The sequence below is a fragment of the Nostoc edaphicum CCNP1411 genome (genome assembly GCF_014023275.1).
Taxonomy (GTDB): domain Bacteria; phylum Cyanobacteriota; class Cyanobacteriia; order Cyanobacteriales; family Nostocaceae; genus Nostoc; species Nostoc edaphicum_A.
Genome location: NZ_CP054698.1, coordinates 2,159,296 through 2,177,097 on the forward strand (window position 1 = coordinate 2,159,296; position 17,802 = coordinate 2,177,097).

Below are 17,802 nucleotides of genomic sequence, written 5' to 3' on the forward strand. Positions count from 1 at the left end.
AGTACGTGGTTCCGTAAGGCTATATCAAGTAATTTTAATTTTTTACTTGATATTTGTAACCGTACATTCTAAGATGACTAAGTTAGTGAGAATAGGTAGCAATAGCTATGAGCTTTTCCGGCATTACTGTCGAGCAACGTTCCAAAGAAGTTGAGGCTCTCAAGTCTTTTCTGACTTACAGTCTAATAGGTTCACTGGCGCTGCATATCGGCGTACTGTCCTCAGGCATAGGTAATTATTTGACGAGAGTGCCCACAGAAGAAGATGACGCAATAGAATTTGCGATCGTGGATTCTCCGACTGCCGAACCTGAAAAACCACTTGAAAAAATTCCAGAAGAACCGAAAAAAGAACCAGAAATTATCCAAAAACAGTCTATAGAAACTCCACAAGTACAAAAACCAGTACAAGAATTTATTGAAAGACCAAAAATTCAGCCAGTTCAAGAACAACCAAAACAAACTACTCAAAACCCCCAACCAACAAATAGGGAAATTGCTCCCAAGACAGAAGCCCCTGTGACGGCTGTTGCTCCCTCCACAAACCAAAGCAGTCAACAGTTAAGAGGAGTTTTGAGCGGCTTAAGAGATTCACGAGCCAGTCAAAACCCTAGCGGGGGTGGCGGTGGTAGTGGAGTTCTCACAGGCTCCGGTTCTGGTGTTGCTTTAGGTACGGGTTCAGGAAGTGGCTCTGGCTCTGGTAGTGGTACGGGTTCAGGAATTGGCTCTGGCTCTGGTAGTGGTACGGGTTCAGGAAGTGGCTCTGGTAATGGAACAGGCAATGAACCAGTAAACCGTCTGCCAGTAGCAACAGCGCCAACACTTCCAAAAGTTAACACTTCAGGTAATGGTAATGGGAATGGCCGAGCAGCTTGCCGCGAATGTAATGCTAAGTATCCAGAGGCAGCAAGACGGCGAGGAGTTGAAGGCAGAGTAGAAGTAGCTGTAGATACTGATGCCCAAGGTAATGTTACCAATGTGCGGATTGCTCGCTCCAGTGGAAACCGCGACTTAGATGAAGAAACCGCCAGACAAGCGCGTAACTGGAAATTAAAACCCGCAGAAGGAGGTAGACAAGGAGTATCGATCGCCACTGAATTTGCCATCAAAGGTTCACGGCGATCGCGCCAAGTTCAAGAACGGCAAGCACAAAGACAGGCACAAAGGCAAGCAGAAGAAAGAACTCAGGAAACAAGGGCTGCCAATTCCACCGAGGAAAATCCAAGACGCCGACGCAGAGAGTTGTCACCCCCATCAAAACCAGCAATATCTGGATTTAGTAGACGGTTGCAACCCCAAAGAGTCGAAAATACTCCTACAAGCCCATCATCTGGAGCTAGAACAACTCGCACTCAAGGAACTGCAAGAGAGTCCTTACGCCGCATCCAGCGTGAACGAGCGACTACTAATTCATCACAAAAGCCACAACCAACCACAAATCGGCGGCGGCGAAGAGATACTGCTAGCCAAAACAAGTTGCGGGAATCTTTACGCGGTTTACGTCAAAAACCTCAATCGCAACCTGCTGCTCCTAGTCAGGAGTAATCTGTCAACATAATTCGTAATTCGTAATGACGCTCGCGGACTCGCTACCGCTGCGCTAACGTAATTCGTAATTCAAGGACTAAAGTCCTGACTACGAGCTTATTTATTAAATCGCCGCCTCCTAAAAACAGGAGGCGGTTGTTTTTTAGACAGGAATGGCTTCGTTAGGCGTCACCCCTCTACCATGAGGAAGAGGGGTTAGGAGTGCGGTAATTTTATGATGGGCAATTAGACACACTGGCGATCGCTTGATTTGCAAATCGATGGAAGTGAAAGTGAGTAATCCTGCACTTCTCCATCCCCAATTTCTCTGATAAGGGCAATGAAAATCGCCTGCGCCTAAGGAATGGTAGTAGTGTTTGCTCATCACCAATTATATGCTGAGAAGATAGTCAATGGCTAACTCTCAAGTTGCTCATCTGCACTTTATGTCTAGATGTCAAATTCACTGATTTGAATAAAACTTCTACATAAACACACACTGATGCGGTTTGATTTGCTTGAATAGCTATATTGATAGGACATTGATAACGTCGGCAATTCACAATTCCTGATTATGGCAAGTAAATTCATTGATGTTAGGGAATATACTGTCAGGGCGCACAAAAGACAGATTCATACTCGTGTTTTCCAGTTTGTCTGTAAAGAGTGTAACGATCTGACAAAGCGCGAGACTTTCGGCCCTCGACCCTTATATTGTGAGAGATGTCGCCCTCCCCAACCGCCCAAGAAATCCCAGCCAACATCTCACAAAGCAAAACCCAGAGCAATGTCTTACAAAAGTGACATCGATTTAAATTGATTGACGCCTTATGACTCAAAATGGACAATTAGAACCACCTCCGGGGACTTTTCTCTCACCACTGTTGGAATTACGAGACTATTATGCTCGCCTCACAGAAGAGTATGAACGTCTTTTTGTGCAGGCGCGATCGCAACTCGATCATGTAGAAGCGTTGTTGTCTAACTGGTCTTTTTCTGATGCTAACAAGCAGATATCAAGACTGACGGCGGCTGATGAAACCTCAAATCTTTCCCAAGAAGGCTCTCTGCGATTTTTATCACCCCTTGATGACATCAACGAAATCAACTTGGGAGAGTCTGTAGGGTCAGTACGAAAAGACTCAGATCAGGTTGAGATAGATAATTCTTTTTCTGCTGCTGTTGATACAAAAGAGAGTCAACCTCTAACTACATCAACATCTCCAAAAATCGTCCCAGAGAACAACGATAGTTCAACGAAGGTAGCGGAAATTCCCATGCTACCCCAATATCAGCACGCCCTCTCGCGAATGGAAGCTATAAAACAGCTATTGCAAGAGCAGATAGGGACTGTTTGTCATATTGATTTTATCGTGCGATCGCTTTATGGAGAGTTAGATTCCAATCTATTCAAAGTAGTTAAAGGTAGGGTTCAATCTTCCCTTACCCAAGGCAGAGAAAGGAATTACTGGGTAACTATTCCCGATGAGCCAGGTTGTTATACTCTGGATTTAAGTTTGGTAGCCCCAAGTAATCGCAATGGTGCTTCTAGGAGTATCAAAAACAAAAATAAGAAGCCTTTCATACCCCCGACGAAAACAGTACCGATGCTCCAAGCCTTTGAGGGTCAATTCTTAATTGATGCCCTCACCTCTCTGTTAGAAGAAAATCCAGGTAAAGTTTTCAGCGTTGCTGAAGTCATCGCCGGAATTTATGGAGAACTAGATTCTCAGCAAATTAGAGAGATCAAAAATAAGGTGCTGAATGAACTATCTAGAGGCTATCGGACAGGCAGATTCTCTAGGGTTCCTAATCAAATCGGCTTCTATACTTGGGACTCCAATTTGATATTGAAGGGTAGCTCTCGTTAAATTGGGCATTGGGCATGGGGCATTGGGCATGGGGCATTGGGAAGAATTTATTTACTCCCTCATCTCCCCCATCTCCCCATCTCCCCAGCCCACCTATCCCAAAAACAGCTTGTATGCCGGATTCTTATTCTCATCCCAATAGCGATAGCCCAAGTGATCGAGAAAAGCTTGCCACTCTTCCATCTCATGGGGAGGAACCTGGATACCAACAACGATTCGTCCGTAGTCTGCGCCGTTGTTGCGGTAGTGAAAAAGACTAATATTCCAGTCGGGACTCATGGAAGTAACAAACTTCATCAATGCGCCGGGACGTTCGGGAAACTCAAAACGGTAGAGCAATTCATTGTGAGCCAGGGGAGAATGCCCACCCACCATGTGCCGCAGATGTAATTTAGTTAGTTCGTCGTCTGTTAAATCAAGGGTTTTAAATCCTTGAGCTTCAAAGTTTTCTACCATCTTTGCAGCATCAGCACGATTTTGAATTTGTACACCTACAAAAATATGGGCTGTTTTTTCATCAGCAATGCGATAATTAAACTCGGTCAGATTCCGGTTGCCAATACATTCACAAAACTGGCGAATACTTCCCCTTTCTTCAGGAATAGTGACTGCAAAGATCGCTTCGCGACGTTCACCCAACTCTGCACGTTCTGCCACAAAGCGGAGGCGATCAAAGTTCATGTTTGCACCGCAGGCCACAGCAATTAAAGTTTGTCCCTCAATTTGCTCTCGTTCGGCGTAGGCTTTGGCAGCTGCGATCGCTAATGCACCCGCTGGTTCTAAAATGGATCGCGTATCCTCAAACACGTCTTTAATCGCAGCACAAGTATCGTCTGTATCCACCAGAATAATTTCATCTACATACTGCTGACATAAACGGAAGGTTTCTTCACCTACTTCCCGCACCGCTACGCCATCAGCAAATAACCCCACTTGGGACAAGCGCACCCGATGTCCGGCTTTGAGTGATTGAGACATCGCATCAGCATCTACTGGTTCAACGCCAATAATTTTGATTTCGGGACGCAACCGTTTTACATAAGCCCCAATCCCAGAAATTAATCCACCCCCGCCAATTGCGACAAAAATTGCATGGATAGGTTGCTGATATTGCCTCAAAATTTCCATCCCAATTGTTCCCTGTCCAGCAATAACATGGGGATCATCAAAGGGATGAATAAAAGTCAGTCCTTTTTCTACTTCTAATTCACGGGCATAGCTATAAGCATCGTCGTAAGTGTTTCCATGTAACACTACTGCTCCGCCCCTCATTCTAACAGCGTCTACCTTGACTTGGGGTGTGGTTACTGGCATGACGATAATTGCTTTGGTTCCCAAGCGATTGGCTGCAAGGGCGACTCCCTGAGCATGGTTTCCCGCTGATGCTGCAATTACACCCTGTGCCAATATATCTGGTGGCAGTTGCACCATTTTGTTATAAGCACCCCGGAGTTTAAAGGAAAATACTGACTGCATATCCTCACGTTTCAGCAGGAGTTGATTATTCAGCCGCGCAGATAGATTTGGAGCATACTCCAGTGGTGTTTCTTGGGCAACATCGTATACACGGGCAGTTAGAATTTGGATCAGGTAGTCGCAAAACATAGGGCGTCAAGCTGTTAGCAAATGCTGGATGGAGATTAATTTTACGTTAGAAGCGATCGCACTGGTTTTATTTAATTGCACTCTCTTGAAATTTTGAGTGAATAAAATTTAAAAATTACTAATACTATTTGAATAGAAATAAGTTCAGTGATTGGAATTATTTGGTGACTTAAAACTTCATGCGATCGCTCGTAGGTTGATTTTAAACTAGTTTTACCAACTGTCCAAATATTTAGAGGATGTTTGTAAAGTATTAAGTTGTATAAATATTGCTCCCTGCCATCCTGAAAAAGGAGATAAATAAATCAAAATTCCCCTTTTTAAGGGAAATTTAGGATTGTCTACAAGTCTTTGTTACATCACAAACAACTTTTCAAACATCCTCTTAACATGAACAAATAAGTATGCTGTTGCATATGAACATAACTTTTCAATTTATGTTAAAATATGCATAGAAGATTAAATTCGGCTGTGTAGTTTGTTTTTATATATACTTGTATTACAGACCTCTCCGGATCTAAATCTCTACACCCCCTGATTCTGGAGACATTCTATGTCAATTTACGTCGGTAATCTATCTTATGAGGTTAAAGAAGAAGACCTCCGGCACGTCTTTGCAGAATACGGAACTGTCAAAAATGTTCAATTGCCTATCGACCGAGAAACAGGTCGCGTCAGAGGTTTCGGTTTTGTAGAAATGGAATCAGACGCCGAAGAAACAGCAGCAATTGAAGCCCTTGATAATGCCGAGTGGATGGGTCGGAGCTTAAAAGTTAATAAAGCGAAGCCCAAAACAGATGGAGGTTCCTCTGGTGGTAGAAGAGGAAATTATGGTGGCGGTGGCTCTGCCCGCTATTAAGGTCTAAAATCAAGAATTTAACTCTAAGGTCTTGAGGGCAGACAAGGCGTCTGCCTTTTTTTATGCTTTGATTGACTGGACTATTTGCCACAACCCAAGCACTAATTAAATCTATTTAGTAAAAAAATATAGTATGACTCAAATAATCGTAGGCGAAAGTGAAGGGATTAACTGTATTCTTATGAAGCCGTGCGACCGTTTTTGTCACAGATGTAGCAACCATGAACCCAGAAGCTAAACATATTGTTAGCGAGCTAAGGCATAAGTTCTACTCTAACTTTGCAGATGCTATGAATATGCCAGTGAGCATAACTGGTACATCTTATAGTAATAATTCACCGATCGCATCTTGGATGGATCATAGGCAAAGACTGAACTATATAAATGTATACGCTTATACAGCACCAGATGAATTTGTGCCATTCCGCCCATTCATTCTTCGATTGGCTATTAACAAAAGTGCTGGTAGAGTGACGGTGATTAGAAAAGGACAAGTATGCCGAGGTCTTAATTTGGTGTGGGATTTTGAGTTAACTGTACTACCAAAAGAAATCTTAGACTTTCTTCCCTGGATAGTTAATTTAGTTGAGGCTCATGACAAAAGTTCGCCTTTGTTGCTACAGTCACCACCTCATTCATTTGAATTAAAAGTGCCAGAGGTCGGGTTATTTAAAAATGCATGGACTCAGAAAGCTTGGCTTCTTGCAAATTCGACAATATCTTAATGGTTAGTGCTGAAGTTGATTTTTGCAACCAACTAAAAATATATGCGCTTGGCTAAGTTCGCCCAATCAGCAAATAGCGAGCTTACTTTGGCTAAGAGTCCTAAATACCTTTAGCAAGAATGGCTCATATTTAATCTAGTCATTCTCCAGAATAAAGATTTAATTGATTAATCTAGTTGAAAATGTTTTGTTGATCAAGACTTAGATCGCTATGTCTAGTACAGCACGGCGGAAATAAACCACCCATTCCCAATCAACAAAACCCTTACGCTGTCTTCATTTTTACTTTTTAATTTTTAATTTTTAATTCCGCCTTGCGGTACTAGGAACATCACCCAAAATCCGTTGAGCGATCGCATATGAGGACTGTTGGCAAATCGCTAAACAGTTAAGGACAGCAAAGAACTCATCAAAATCCAGGGGTTTGGTGAACCAGAGGTCAAACCCAGCACACAAAGCACGTTGAAACATCTTTTCATGGGCATAGCCTGTCACAGAAATGGCTAGCACCACTTCCCCTCGCTCTCCTGCTTTGGTTCTCACTTGTTGAATCAGGGTATAGCAATCTTCCTTTGGTAAGGCAATGTCACTCACGAGGACATCAGGTTGCCATTGCCCAAATATTTCCAGAGCTTGCTGAACTGAAAATGCCGTTTGCACCTCTACACCATACAGTTGCAACAGCTGCGTCATCAAAGAGCAGAAGAAATCGACATTATCATCTACAAGCAGTACTCGCAGCCCTTGGAGGGATGGATAATTAGTAGGAAATTTATTATTTGAATACATCGCAGCCCCAATCGTGAGTTCACGTGCAACAGCGCTAAAGAATCTGGTCAAAAGAAGCAGGGGAGCAGGGAGCAGGGAGCAAGGGGGAGGGACTGAGACGGAGCTTTTACTCCACCAAGCGTCAAGCGCCCTGGAAGGCCGGGGCTTGTACCCATGTTCCGCTTTGCTTCACGGCTTCTCTGCGAGACGCTGCGCGAACGGGCCAGGGATTGCTTGCTCCCCCTGCTCCCTACTCCCTGCCCCTCCGCCTCTTCGGTAACCCTAGAGAGGAGTTAACCGATGTAGGGTTACTTATGTCTGATTGATTTAGCTACAGCATGACAGGATGCTGTTTCATTTCTGGGGTTATTTGTTTAACTTCAATATAAAAATTAAGAAAAGTCTGGCAGTTTGTAAATGCTGACCGAATGATTATTTTCTGTTAGACTCGTGCATATACCATATTTTGTTGTAGTTTTGTCAAAAATTAAATAAGAATCCTCTAGAAATGTGGAGTCTAAATAGATGAAAACTACTTTAATAAAGCGATCGCATGGTGACGGATATGATCTTCAATAAAACTGGCGATGAAATAATAACTGTGGTCATAGCCTTCTTGGTAACGCAAGTTTAGCGGCTGGTTAATATCTGCACAAGCTTGCTCAAACACTTCTGGCAGTAATTGTTCAGCTAAAAACTTATCAGCAATGCCTTGGTCAATAAGAATTGGACTGTGATATCCTACTTTTTTAACTAACTCACTAGCATCATAAGCACGCCAACTTTCTTGATTGTTGCCAAGATAACCACTGAAAGCCTTTTGACCCCAAGGACAACGCATAGGTGCAGTAATAGGTGCAAAAGCTGATACTGATTTGTAGAGTTCTGGATTTCTCATCGCACAGACAAGCGCCCCGTGTCCCCCCATCGAATGACCGAAAATACCTTGTTTCTCAGGTTGGGCGGGGAAGTTTGCCGTAATTAAAGCAGGTAACTCTTGGACTACATAACTATACATTTGGTAGTGTTGACGCCACGGTTCCTCTGTAGCATCAACATAAAAGCCCGCACCCGTGCCAAAGTCCCAGTCATCATCCTCACCTGTAATGCCAGTATTACGCGGGCTAGTATCTGGTGCAACCAATATCAAACCGTACTCAGCTGCAAACCGCTGCACTCCCCCAGCCTTAGCCATAAAATTCTCTTCTGTGCAAGTTAATCCAGAGAGGAAATAGAGAATCGGCACAGGTTTTTGAGTTGCTTGTGGTGGTTGATAGACAGCAAAGCGCATTTCACCGTTACAGGTGGAGGAGTGATGACTGTAGAAACCGAGTTTGCCACCAAAGCTTTTATATTCTGAAATGAGGTTGAGGCTAGCCATTGGTTGTATTCTCTTTCCTGGGGGGTTGCGGAGAATGATTATTTTACCCTGAACTACCTGGTAATAAGCACGCTATTATTTGACTACATCAGATTTGCCATGTGTAAGCGGACGTTGAAAGAGGAAAACCCAAGCGATCGCATGAACTAACCGCCGCTAACGATTATCGAAACAGAATTCAGGAGTCAGGAGCCAGAATGGGCTAAACCTTAGCTATCCGCTAACAGAATGAATTTTGAACTTCATAGTGGATAGCGCAGCGTTAGCGAGTCAGACGCTCCTGCGTCGCTAACGCTGCGTCTTCATTCTGACCGGAGGCGGAGCGTCTCCGGCTCCGCTCCTGAATTCTGACTTCTGAATTCTTCTTCAAAATTAGCTTTATTTGTAAATGCATAATAATCGTGACGCGTCAAAGTTATCGTCGCGGTAGAGGCATTCAAACCTATTGAAACCTTGTTTTTGAGATATCTCATATAAAGTTTGTTGCGTTTCTGGAAAATCACATGAAGAAATATGGTTTTCAATCATTGAATAGTCTTGCGCCGTGAGTGTGGAGCAATATTTCGCTAAATTATCTCGGTATCGCGTAAGGAATGTTTCTCGGTCTTCTTCTTCTCTACGAAAAACATCAATAAGAATAAAAACACCACCAGATTTAAGAAGGTGTTTTAATTGACCAATAAAATCTTCTTTTTGCTCAAGTTGAAAGTGATGGAGAGCAAAAGAGATGAGAATAACATCAAATTTATCTTGCTGAATGTGGAGGTTAATCAATTCAGAATCTAATTGAGAAAAATCACCTTGGATAAAAGTTAAGTTGCATGGAATTATCTCCATGTTTTTTTTAGCAATTTCTAGTGCTTGCGTGGAAAGGTCTATACCTTTATAGGTAGCAATGTTAGTATTTAATAAAGCTTGAGCAGTGAAGCTGGCATCACCACACCCAAAATCAAGCATATTAAAGGGTTGTGGAAAGTAATTAACTAGGAAGTTGTGCAGTATATTATAAATATCACGATGTTTCATAAAATTTTCGTTGAGCAACTTCTGATAAATTTTCCATTGCTCATTGAATATCTCTTGAGGGCGCAAGGATTCCTCTTCAGTACTTTGGAGTTTCCTGTTCACTGACATTTTGCTTATTTCCTCAATGTGAGAGTTTTGTGAAATCAAGGTTAACCCTGGTTACTTATTTCTGGAGTTTAGACTAAAATCTTGGACTTTGGACAAAAATATTTGTTTACGAGCAAATCTTAGAGGATGTTTGAAAAGTCCTCTTGTCGGTATCAAAAATTTTAGATCCCCCTAAATCCACGCCACTTGCTCATGGGGGAGATCCCCAAGACCGCAGTGGCTCCCCTTAAAAAGGGGGACTTTGATTCCGGTTCCCCCCTTTTTAAGCTATCCATTATAAACATCTTTCTTAATAAGAACATTGACAAAAAAGAGTAGTTATGTAGGGAAGGATGGAAGCCAAAAAATCACAAGTGACAGGAGAAAATGGGCACGAGAATCAACAGAGTTTGAAAAAGTGAAATTTTCGCATGGCAACTTTGGTGTAAAAAACTAATTATCGGTAGTGGAAGAAGGAAAACACCGCAGAAACCGACGATAGGATGGAGCAATAATTAATTATTGAAAGACTGGCAAAGCAGCCAACCCTCAACCAGATCATGTAATCGACTTAATCCACGCCAGAGAACTTTTACACCTGGAGAGCCATCGCTTTTGCGACCTAAAAACCCACCAAGTCGAGCAATCCAATTGACCACTTGAGCCAGAGTCGGTGGTGTAGTATGAGGATAAAGTTGATGATGAATAGTGGTGTAGAGGACTTGCCACTCATGAGTGGCTAAAACTAGTTCACAACTAGCATCAGGCTGAAAACGAGCTAAGTAAGTCAGCCACAGCAAACGCCAAGCAACGATACTGTAGGTAGCCAAAGCCATCTCGATTCTGTGGGCAGTTTCGAGTTGTAACTTCTCAATGCCACAGCCACTTTTTAAAACATAGTGATAACGTTCAATCAACCAGCGATAACTATACCATCGCACATACAGCTGAACATCTTCCAGACAGGTAATCTCTAAGGTAGTCAGCAGTAACCAGGTAATCGGCTCGATCTCTGGTGGTGGCTCAACTTCTGTGACTAAAATAGCCTGCAATGTCACCGGTGCTAGAAGTTCTGTTTTGGGGCGATTCTGCGGTGGTGCAATGGTAATTGTGGCATGACGAATCTTCAAGATGGCTGTTCTTGGCGTTTGAGTCGCAGAGCGTTTTACCTCTACTGTCATTGTGCCAACCGACTCAACAGACTCTAAAGTTGACCATAAATGCTGCTCACTGCCAACTAGACAGCGATTTTGAGTAGCTCGAATCAGAAAATCTGACCCAGGACGACGAGCATCAGCAAATAAGTCATAAAAATCGGCTTCTCGGTCAGCAATCGTCACTACTTGTACTGATTCGGGAATGATTGAGTCAGTTTTTTTCAAAGCATCAAGCCATCTTTGACTTTCTTTTTCTTTTGTCGGTTTTTGTTTCCTTTGTTCAGATTTTCCTAGTTCTTCTTCGTTTCTTGACCACACATCTTGCTCGATGATGCCCAATGGTATTCCCTGTGGGGAGACAGTGAAGACTGAGTGGACTTTTAACCCTTTGGCATAAGAACTATCGAGATATCCTGTTCCCGATAGAGCTTTGTGGCTGGTGTAGTTAAGTTCTGTGGTATCTTGTATTGCCAAGACTACTCTATGTTGGGTAATTCGCTCTACTGTCGCATCGATATGTCCTTGTCTAATCATGGATGGTTTGATGTACGGTGAATCCCAGAAGTCATAGGTGGCTTTCGTTTGCGCCCATGTTTCACTTGCTTGCAAAACACTGGCTTCCGGTTTCGCACTTAAATTTTCGACTATTTTGATTAACCGTTTGGTTCTTCTGGTGTCACCTAATTCGGTTCTTTCTAGTTCCTGTGTGATCCATTGTTCCATTTGCTGACTTTGCGATGCTTCCGGCTCTTCGTATAGACAATACACAATCTCTGGCTTTTGTCCAATTTTCTGTTAAGAAAGATGTTTATAATGGATAGCTTGCAAAGGGGGGTTAGGGGGGATCTAAAGTGCCTAAAGTCACAGCGAAATACTTTTCAAACAACCTCTTATAGACAGTGGGTTTGCTACTATTACACAATCAGCATTGGGTCTAAATCCCCCCACTAATTGCATTTTCTTTTAACCATATAACCAGAATTTATCAATTTTACTTTAAAGGCAAAGTAATTTCTAACGTTGTACCTTTTTGGAATACGCTCTTAATACTAATTTTACCACCGTGGGCTTGAATTATTTGTTGGGCAATAGCTAGTCCTAAACCAAATCCTCCAGTTTGACGAGATCGCTTTTTATCCACTCGATAGAAACGCTCAAAAATATATGGTAAATCAGCTTCAGGAATACCAATACCATTGTCTATAATTTGGATTACAGCCCAACGTGATTGGGTAAATAATCGTAATTGAACTTGTCCACCAGCAGGAGTATATTTGCAAGAATTATTAAGTAAATTTATAACTACTTGACGGAGCAAGTCAGCATCACCAAGTACAGTTATACTATTATTTAGCAGTTTAGAAACTAAACTAAGATGTTGTGCATCTGGTTGGGTGGCATAATCATCTATTATCTGCACAAGTAAATTATTGAGGTCAGTGACTTGTAAAGATTCAGTCGGTAATTTACCTTGATAACGTGCCAAAAATAGCAAATTACTTACTAAAGTACTCATTGACTTAGCGACATCAAAAATTTTGTGGAAGCGTTGACGTTGCACCTCCAGATCAGTAGTTTTAGATAAAAAGCCGTACTGAGCATTGCTAATAATTGCTGTCAGAGGCGATCGCAATTCGTGGGAAGCATCAGCTGTAAACCTTTGCAGATGATCGTAATTGTGACGAATTGGTTGCATTGCTAGTCCTCCCAACCACCAACCCGTCAGGGCAACCACACCTAAAGTAATCGGCGCTGAGATAGCCAAAACCATACGGAATTCAGCTAAAGCATTTTCAGTAGCCGTCATCGGCATTGCTGCCTGTAAATAACCAATTAATAAACTATTTTGGTAAACAGGTAGCGTCACCTGACGTAGCCAGACTTTGCTATCAGTCTTGATAGTATCAAACCCACCTGAGATTGAAAGGCGATCGCTAGGAATCGTACCAAAAAATTGTACAAGTTGCTTTTGCTCGTCGTACCAACTTGCATACACTAGTTGACTATCCGGCAATGGTTGTACCATACTTCCCAACAATGGTACATGTTCTAAGTCTAGCTGTCGCTGACCATTATGCAGCTCCGACTTGACATTAGCTGCCATCACACTTGTTTTTTTATAAAGTAATCGATCTAGTTCCTCCAACTTATCTATGACTTCCCAGTAGTACACTATCGCCGCAAACATAATTAAAATACTGCCCATTGTTAGCGTGAACCAACTTGCGAGGTTGCGACGGCTGCGATTAAACATAAGTAGTCATTGGTAATCTTCTGATTTTTCTCACTCTCCCAGTTTTTACTGCCCACTTCTAATTTGATTCTTGTGGATTTAAGCGATAACCCATACCATAAACTGTCCTAATCCAGTCTCCTGCACCCAATAGCTGCAAGCGCTGGCGCAACTTGCGTATTAGCACAGTTAAAGCATTACTTTCTGGTTCCATACCACACTCCCACAAAGCATCTTCAATCTGGTTACGAGTTAAAACCTGATTGGGATGACGCATCAGGTATTCTAGTAATTGTCCTTCACGTGGAGATAATTCTACTTTTACCTGACTCCGTTCTACACTTAATTCAGCTAAATGCAATTGTAAATCTGCTATACGTAAACTATACCCCTGCCAATTAGGGACTCTTCGTCCCAAAGCACGGACTCGTGCTAAGAGTTCCACCAAATCAGCAGGTTTAACTAGATAATCATCTGCTCCTGCATCTAAACCCATAACTTTGTCGGCTGTAGTGTCTTTAGCAGTTAACATCAATACTGGTGCATTTTTACCAGAGAGACGATACTGACGACACAGAGACAACCCACTAATTGTTGGTAACATCCAATCCACAATTAATAGATCGTAATTTTTTTGTGAAATCAGCCATTGTGCAATTTCCCCATCTTCCGCAGCATCTACAATATATCCTGCCTCGGACAGAATACCTTGTAATGGTTCTAATTGTTCCAAATCGTCTTCTACTAGTAAAATCCGCATAAAACTTTTTAGCGTAAAGCCTTGCCATAAAATCATCAACTCTCTTTTAAAATTAGATATGTTAATTACCTCTATGTCTTCTATCTAATTTGAGATTTTAACTTTTAGATTCTTCTCCATAAGGAATAAGGTATATCTGCCAATAGGTAGTTATAAACACTGCTATAGCTTCGCGACGATAAAAAAAATTTAGTAGGACTTACGCAAAACGGCTTACCGCAGGGTATTGCCTCTACATGAATAAAGCGTAGCCTCATATAGAATTGGCATTAGGATTATTTATAAACTGATAAATTCAAAAATATGCCTGATTTGCGTCCACAAATTTTACTATTAACTTTGCCTTTGCTATTTGTAGGAATTGCTTTTTGGGCTGGTAGTGATTTTCTAACAAAGCAATTATTAAGTCTCTCTTATAGAACGCCAGATAAATTGCAAGCTGATACACTCCCACAGGTTTTACTTGCGCTGAATTTTACACTAATTGATATAAATATAGACCAAGAGGATCAGGTTACTCAAGTTAAAATAATAACGGCAAACTCCATGCTTAAAAGATTAGAGCTAGAAATTCCCAACTCAAAATTTCCCGAAGTAGCGATCGCACAACAATTAGGATTATATCCTCAAATCAAAAAGCTAAAACCTAATCAACAAATACAGGTAAAAATACCTCTGAATTTGACAGCAATTAAAGTTGAAATTGAAAAAAAGCAAGGAATTAGCTTTCTTGAGGTTAGAACTACCAATAATGCGCTAAAAAAATTGAATTTTGTGCTGCCATTCACTGAAGTTAAGATATTAGAAGTCATGACTGCTCAATTACTTAATTTATCTCCTGAAGATATTAGAAAACTTATCAGTTATCAAGTTAAAAATCAATCGCAGTTTAAACCACAACCTAAACAACGCATACAAACCGAGAAAGCTGCTAAAACTGAGACAATCTTAATTAGTAATTGAAATTGCAAAGGAGCTAGAGCCAAAGCCCAAATAAAAAGAATCCTCCCGTGAATCATAGCAGTAATGGAATTCATCTCGTCTTAAGTATTCATATACCAATACGGTTCAGTTAAAGATTATACACATAAGCTTTGCGTACAGTTTTTTGTATGCATTATTTTAGTGCAAATAAAATTACTGCCTTACCGTCACTTTCTGATCACATTCTTTTTGTAGATTGAATAAATCAGTTGGAATGTTTAGCTACTAAAATAATTTGCCATTATATTCAATTTTCTCTAAAGGACTAATATAACAGGAAGAATTCAATTGGATAAGAGGTAAATAATATGTCAGCAAATGAAATTTTAGGACAATATATACCAGCCAAATTCAATCTTTCTCTATTCAACTTAAGTCAAACAAACCTATCTAGAGCAAGTTTGAGTAGAGAAAAGAGTGATAGCGAGAAGCTTAATAGAGAGGATACAAATACTATAATAGCTTCCGAGCCATCTCTGATTTTGGCTCCTTTTATATTGTTAATAATGGGCGGGATAGTTTTTTTTCATAAACTCAAACTATCCGAACAGACTAATAAGCTAGATAATTTAGATGGCTCTCCCTGTCAAAACTGTCATTTTTTTTCAAAAAACAGTTATCTCAAGTGCGCGGTAAATCCTTCTGTTGTTTTCACAAAAGCAGCAATTGATTGTTGTGATTACCAACCATTACAAAACAGAAAAAAGTTAGGTCTTCCAATATTTCGGAGCCAAAGAAAAGTTAATTAAAAAATAGGAGGTTCATTATGATAGGTTTCATCATTACTTGGTTAGTAACTGCTGTTAGCTTTTTAATTATTGCTAGGCTGCCATTTTTGGGGATAGAAATAGATGGTTTTGGTAAAGCAGCAATTTCTGCTATAGTGTTTGGCATTCTGAATGCTGTTTTGCTGCCGATTCTGACATTTTTTACCTTTCCATTTATTATCCTGACTTTAGGATTATTTTTCTTTGTCTTAAATGCCATCATCTTTGGATTGTCGGCTTTAATTGTTCCAGGTTTTAGATTACGTTATGGCTTTTGGAGCGCTTTGCTAGGTTCTATTACTTTAGCAATTATTAACTCAATTCTATTAAGACTTGTGGCTTCAATTACCTGAACAGAATACAACAATTTTAGCAATTTTATATAACTGGTGAAATCTGATGAACTGGTCGGAAGTGAATAGACGCGCCCCTCATAGCAACAGACTTAGAGGAGGTGGGTTATGAAAAGTTTGTTAATGCAGAGTCCGGTTGCGATCGCATTTGGTTGGATTTGGGCGTATATATTCATCACCCTGTTACCTTTGCTAATTTTGCTCATTTATCCTCCACTCACAGGAAGAGGGTTTTGGATTGACTTGTCAGTTGCATTGGGTTTCATTGCTTTGGCGATGATGGCATTGCAATTTGCCCTCACCGCGCGGATTAATCGGATTGAAGCCTCCTACGGCGTTGATATCATTCTTCAGTTTCACCGCTACATCTCGTTAGTAGCGTTTACCTTTGTCCTGATTCATCCGTTGATTTTGTTCGTAGTGCAGCCAGAAACACTGCAATTATTGAACTTTTTTACAGCGCCGTGGCGAGCCAGAATGGCTGTTTTAGCAACCTTGGCGTTAATAGCGTTGGTTATTACTAGCGTCTGGCGACAACAACTGAAGATTCCTTACGAACCTTGGCGGACTCTTCATGGAATTTTGGCAGTTTTAGCGGTTGGCTTGGGTTTGGGACACGCTATCGGTGTGGGTAATTATTTAGGGTTATTTTGGAAAGCAGTATTATGGACTGCGATCGCACTCACTGCTATCTGGTTACTAATTTATGTGCGTCTGGTAAAACCTTGGTTAATGCTGAAAAAGCCTTATCTAGTAGAGGAAGTACGTCCCGAAAGCGGTAACGTTTGGACACTCGCACTTAGACCGATAGGACACAAAGGTTTTTGCTTCCAACCCGGTCAATTTGCTTGGATTACCCTCGAAATTTCTCCGTTTCGGATGCGAGAACATCCCTTTTCGATGTCTTCCAATGGCGACAACACAGAAAAGATTGAGTTCAGTATCAAAGCTTTAGGAGACTTTACCAATACTATTAAAGATGTCCCACCCGGAACCAAAGCTTTCTTGGATGGCCCTTATGGAGTGTTTACCACAGATCGCTACGAAGACACCGCCGGTTTTGTTCTCATTGCTGGAGGTATCGGCATTACTCCCATGATCAGCATGTTGATTACTCATGCTGAACGAGGAGATGAACGCCCTTATTTGTTAATCTACGCTAGCAAGAATTGGGAAGACATTACATTTCGTGAAGAACTGGATGAATTGAAGAAAAAATTAGACTTGACTATTATCCATGTTCTCAAAGAACTACCAGAAGATTGGTCAGGGGAGAGTGGTTATGTAGATAAGGAACTTTTACAACGTTACATACCTAAACGACGTGCAACACGGCAATACTTCATCTGTGCATCGCCAAAAATGATGGATCAAGTAGAAATAGCCTTGCATCAACTTGAAGTTCCACCGACGAACATTCACATGGAACACTTCAACCTTGTTTAACTCCTCATCTAAAATTTCATTATGCGTTACAGTATTATGCTGCAAATTGTCACAAGTATCACTCTAATTTTAGTAAGTGGTGCAGCCTTGTTTGCTTGGATACAAAACCGTCCCCCTGAAACTACAGAACCGACTGGAAACAAAAATTTAAATGAACGCGCAATTTTAAATTAAGAGATTGTTTGAAAAGTCTAATTTATTTTTGAAAAAAGAACGCGATGAATCGCGTCTTCACCCAAAGATGTATTACTCTG

The 17,802-nt window shown here is 41.2% G+C and carries 18 protein-coding genes; 10 read left to right on the forward strand and 8 right to left on the reverse strand.

Translation table 11 applies throughout. From position 1 onward, the window contains the following. The first annotated feature begins 107 nt into the window (after nt 1–107). A complete protein-coding gene (locus tag HUN01_RS11730) occupies nt 108–1,544 on the forward strand; it encodes an energy transducer TonB (protein ID WP_181931410.1) in 1,437 nt (478 codons plus the stop codon). 145 nt (nt 1,545–1,689) lie between these two features. Here HUN01_RS11730 and HUN01_RS11735 read toward each other — a convergent pair whose 3' ends face one another. Then, complete coding sequence (locus tag HUN01_RS11735; RefSeq protein WP_181931411.1) at nt 1,690–1,911, reverse strand: hypothetical protein; 222 nt, start codon at nt 1,909–1,911, stop codon at nt 1,690–1,692. 189 nt (nt 1,912–2,100) lie between these two features. On the opposite strand from HUN01_RS11735, the gene HUN01_RS35310 reads away from it, so the two are divergent. Together HUN01_RS35310 and HUN01_RS11740 are read left to right on the forward strand one after the other, a co-directional pair. Then, a complete protein-coding gene (locus HUN01_RS35310) occupies nt 2,101–2,346 on the forward strand; it encodes a hypothetical protein (protein WP_094327534.1) in 246 nt (81 codons plus the stop codon). Nucleotides 2,347–2,356: 10 nt separating this feature from the next. Then, a complete protein-coding gene (locus HUN01_RS11740) occupies nt 2,357–3,397 on the forward strand; it encodes a hypothetical protein (protein ID WP_181931412.1) in 1,041 nt (346 codons plus the stop codon). Nucleotides 3,398–3,490: 93 nt separating this feature from the next. On the opposite strand, the gene ilvA is transcribed toward HUN01_RS11740, so the two are convergent. Next, on the reverse strand, nt 3,491–5,002 hold the full coding sequence (gene ilvA / locus HUN01_RS11745) for a threonine ammonia-lyase, biosynthetic (protein WP_181931413.1): 1,512 nt from the start codon (nt 5,000–5,002) through the stop codon (nt 3,491–3,493). Between the two features lie 553 nt (nt 5,003–5,555). Between ilvA and HUN01_RS11750 the strand changes: the two genes are divergently transcribed. Then, on the forward strand, nt 5,556–5,861 hold the full coding sequence (locus HUN01_RS11750; RefSeq protein ID WP_181931414.1) for an RNA recognition motif domain-containing protein: 306 nt from the start codon (nt 5,556–5,558) through the stop codon (nt 5,859–5,861). Nucleotides 5,862–6,151: 290 nt separating this feature from the next. Further along, nucleotides 6,152–6,586 (forward strand): hypothetical protein, encoded by a 435-nt coding sequence (locus tag HUN01_RS11755; RefSeq protein ID WP_238846195.1) that lies wholly within the window; start codon nt 6,152–6,154, stop codon nt 6,584–6,586. A 303-nt stretch (nt 6,587–6,889) separates the two neighbouring features. Here the strand turns inward: HUN01_RS11755 and HUN01_RS11760 are convergent, their stop codons facing one another. From HUN01_RS11760 to rppA, 6 genes are all read right to left on the reverse strand, one after another. Continuing rightward, nucleotides 6,890–7,375 carry a response regulator gene (locus tag HUN01_RS11760; protein ID WP_181931416.1) on the reverse strand — a complete coding sequence of 162 codons (486 nt, stop codon included), beginning with the start codon at nt 7,373–7,375 and terminating at the stop codon, nt 6,890–6,892. A 511-nt stretch (nt 7,376–7,886) separates the two neighbouring features. After that, entirely contained in the window at nt 7,887–8,735 is an 849-nt protein-coding gene (fghA, locus tag HUN01_RS11765; protein WP_181931417.1) for an S-formylglutathione hydrolase, read from the reverse strand. A 378-nt stretch (nt 8,736–9,113) separates the two neighbouring features. Further along, nucleotides 9,114–9,869, reverse strand: a complete 756-nt coding sequence (locus tag HUN01_RS11770) for a class I SAM-dependent methyltransferase (protein ID WP_181931418.1) — start codon at nt 9,867–9,869, stop codon at nt 9,114–9,116. Nucleotides 9,870–10,363: 494 nt separating this feature from the next. Then, entirely contained in the window at nt 10,364–11,728 is a 1,365-nt protein-coding gene (locus tag HUN01_RS11775) for an IS4 family transposase (RefSeq protein ID WP_181931419.1), read from the reverse strand. A 268-nt stretch (nt 11,729–11,996) separates the two neighbouring features. Further along, nucleotides 11,997–13,259: a sensor histidine kinase gene (locus tag HUN01_RS11780; protein ID WP_181931420.1), complete on the reverse strand. Its 1,263-nt coding sequence runs from the start codon at nt 13,257–13,259 to the stop codon at nt 11,997–11,999. 58 nt (nt 13,260–13,317) lie between these two features. Continuing rightward, on the reverse strand, nt 13,318–13,998 hold the full coding sequence (gene rppA, locus HUN01_RS11785) for a two-component system response regulator RppA (protein ID WP_181932661.1): 681 nt from the start codon (nt 13,996–13,998) through the stop codon (nt 13,318–13,320). A 303-nt stretch (nt 13,999–14,301) separates the two neighbouring features. Between rppA and HUN01_RS11790 the strand changes: the two genes are divergently transcribed. From HUN01_RS11790 to HUN01_RS11810, 5 genes are all read left to right on the forward strand, one after another. After that, a complete protein-coding gene (locus HUN01_RS11790) occupies nt 14,302–14,961 on the forward strand; it encodes a hypothetical protein (RefSeq protein ID WP_181931421.1) in 660 nt (219 codons plus the stop codon). 329 nt (nt 14,962–15,290) lie between these two features. Next, nucleotides 15,291–15,731, forward strand: coding sequence for a hypothetical protein (locus HUN01_RS11795; protein ID WP_181931422.1), 441 nt, complete (start codon nt 15,291–15,293; stop codon nt 15,729–15,731). A 17-nt stretch (nt 15,732–15,748) separates the two neighbouring features. Next, complete coding sequence (locus HUN01_RS11800) at nt 15,749–16,102, forward strand: phage holin family protein (protein ID WP_181931423.1); 354 nt, start codon at nt 15,749–15,751, stop codon at nt 16,100–16,102. Nucleotides 16,103–16,210: 108 nt separating this feature from the next. Next, nucleotides 16,211–17,548, forward strand: coding sequence for a ferredoxin reductase family protein (locus HUN01_RS11805; protein ID WP_181931424.1), 1,338 nt, complete (start codon nt 16,211–16,213; stop codon nt 17,546–17,548). A gap of 21 nt (nt 17,549–17,569) precedes the next feature. Further along, the gene (locus tag HUN01_RS11810) at nt 17,570–17,722 is read left to right on the forward strand and encodes a hypothetical protein (RefSeq protein ID WP_181931425.1); all 153 of its coding nucleotides are present in this window, start codon (nt 17,570–17,572) and stop codon (nt 17,720–17,722) included. The last annotated feature ends 80 nt before the right edge of the window (nt 17,723–17,802 follow it).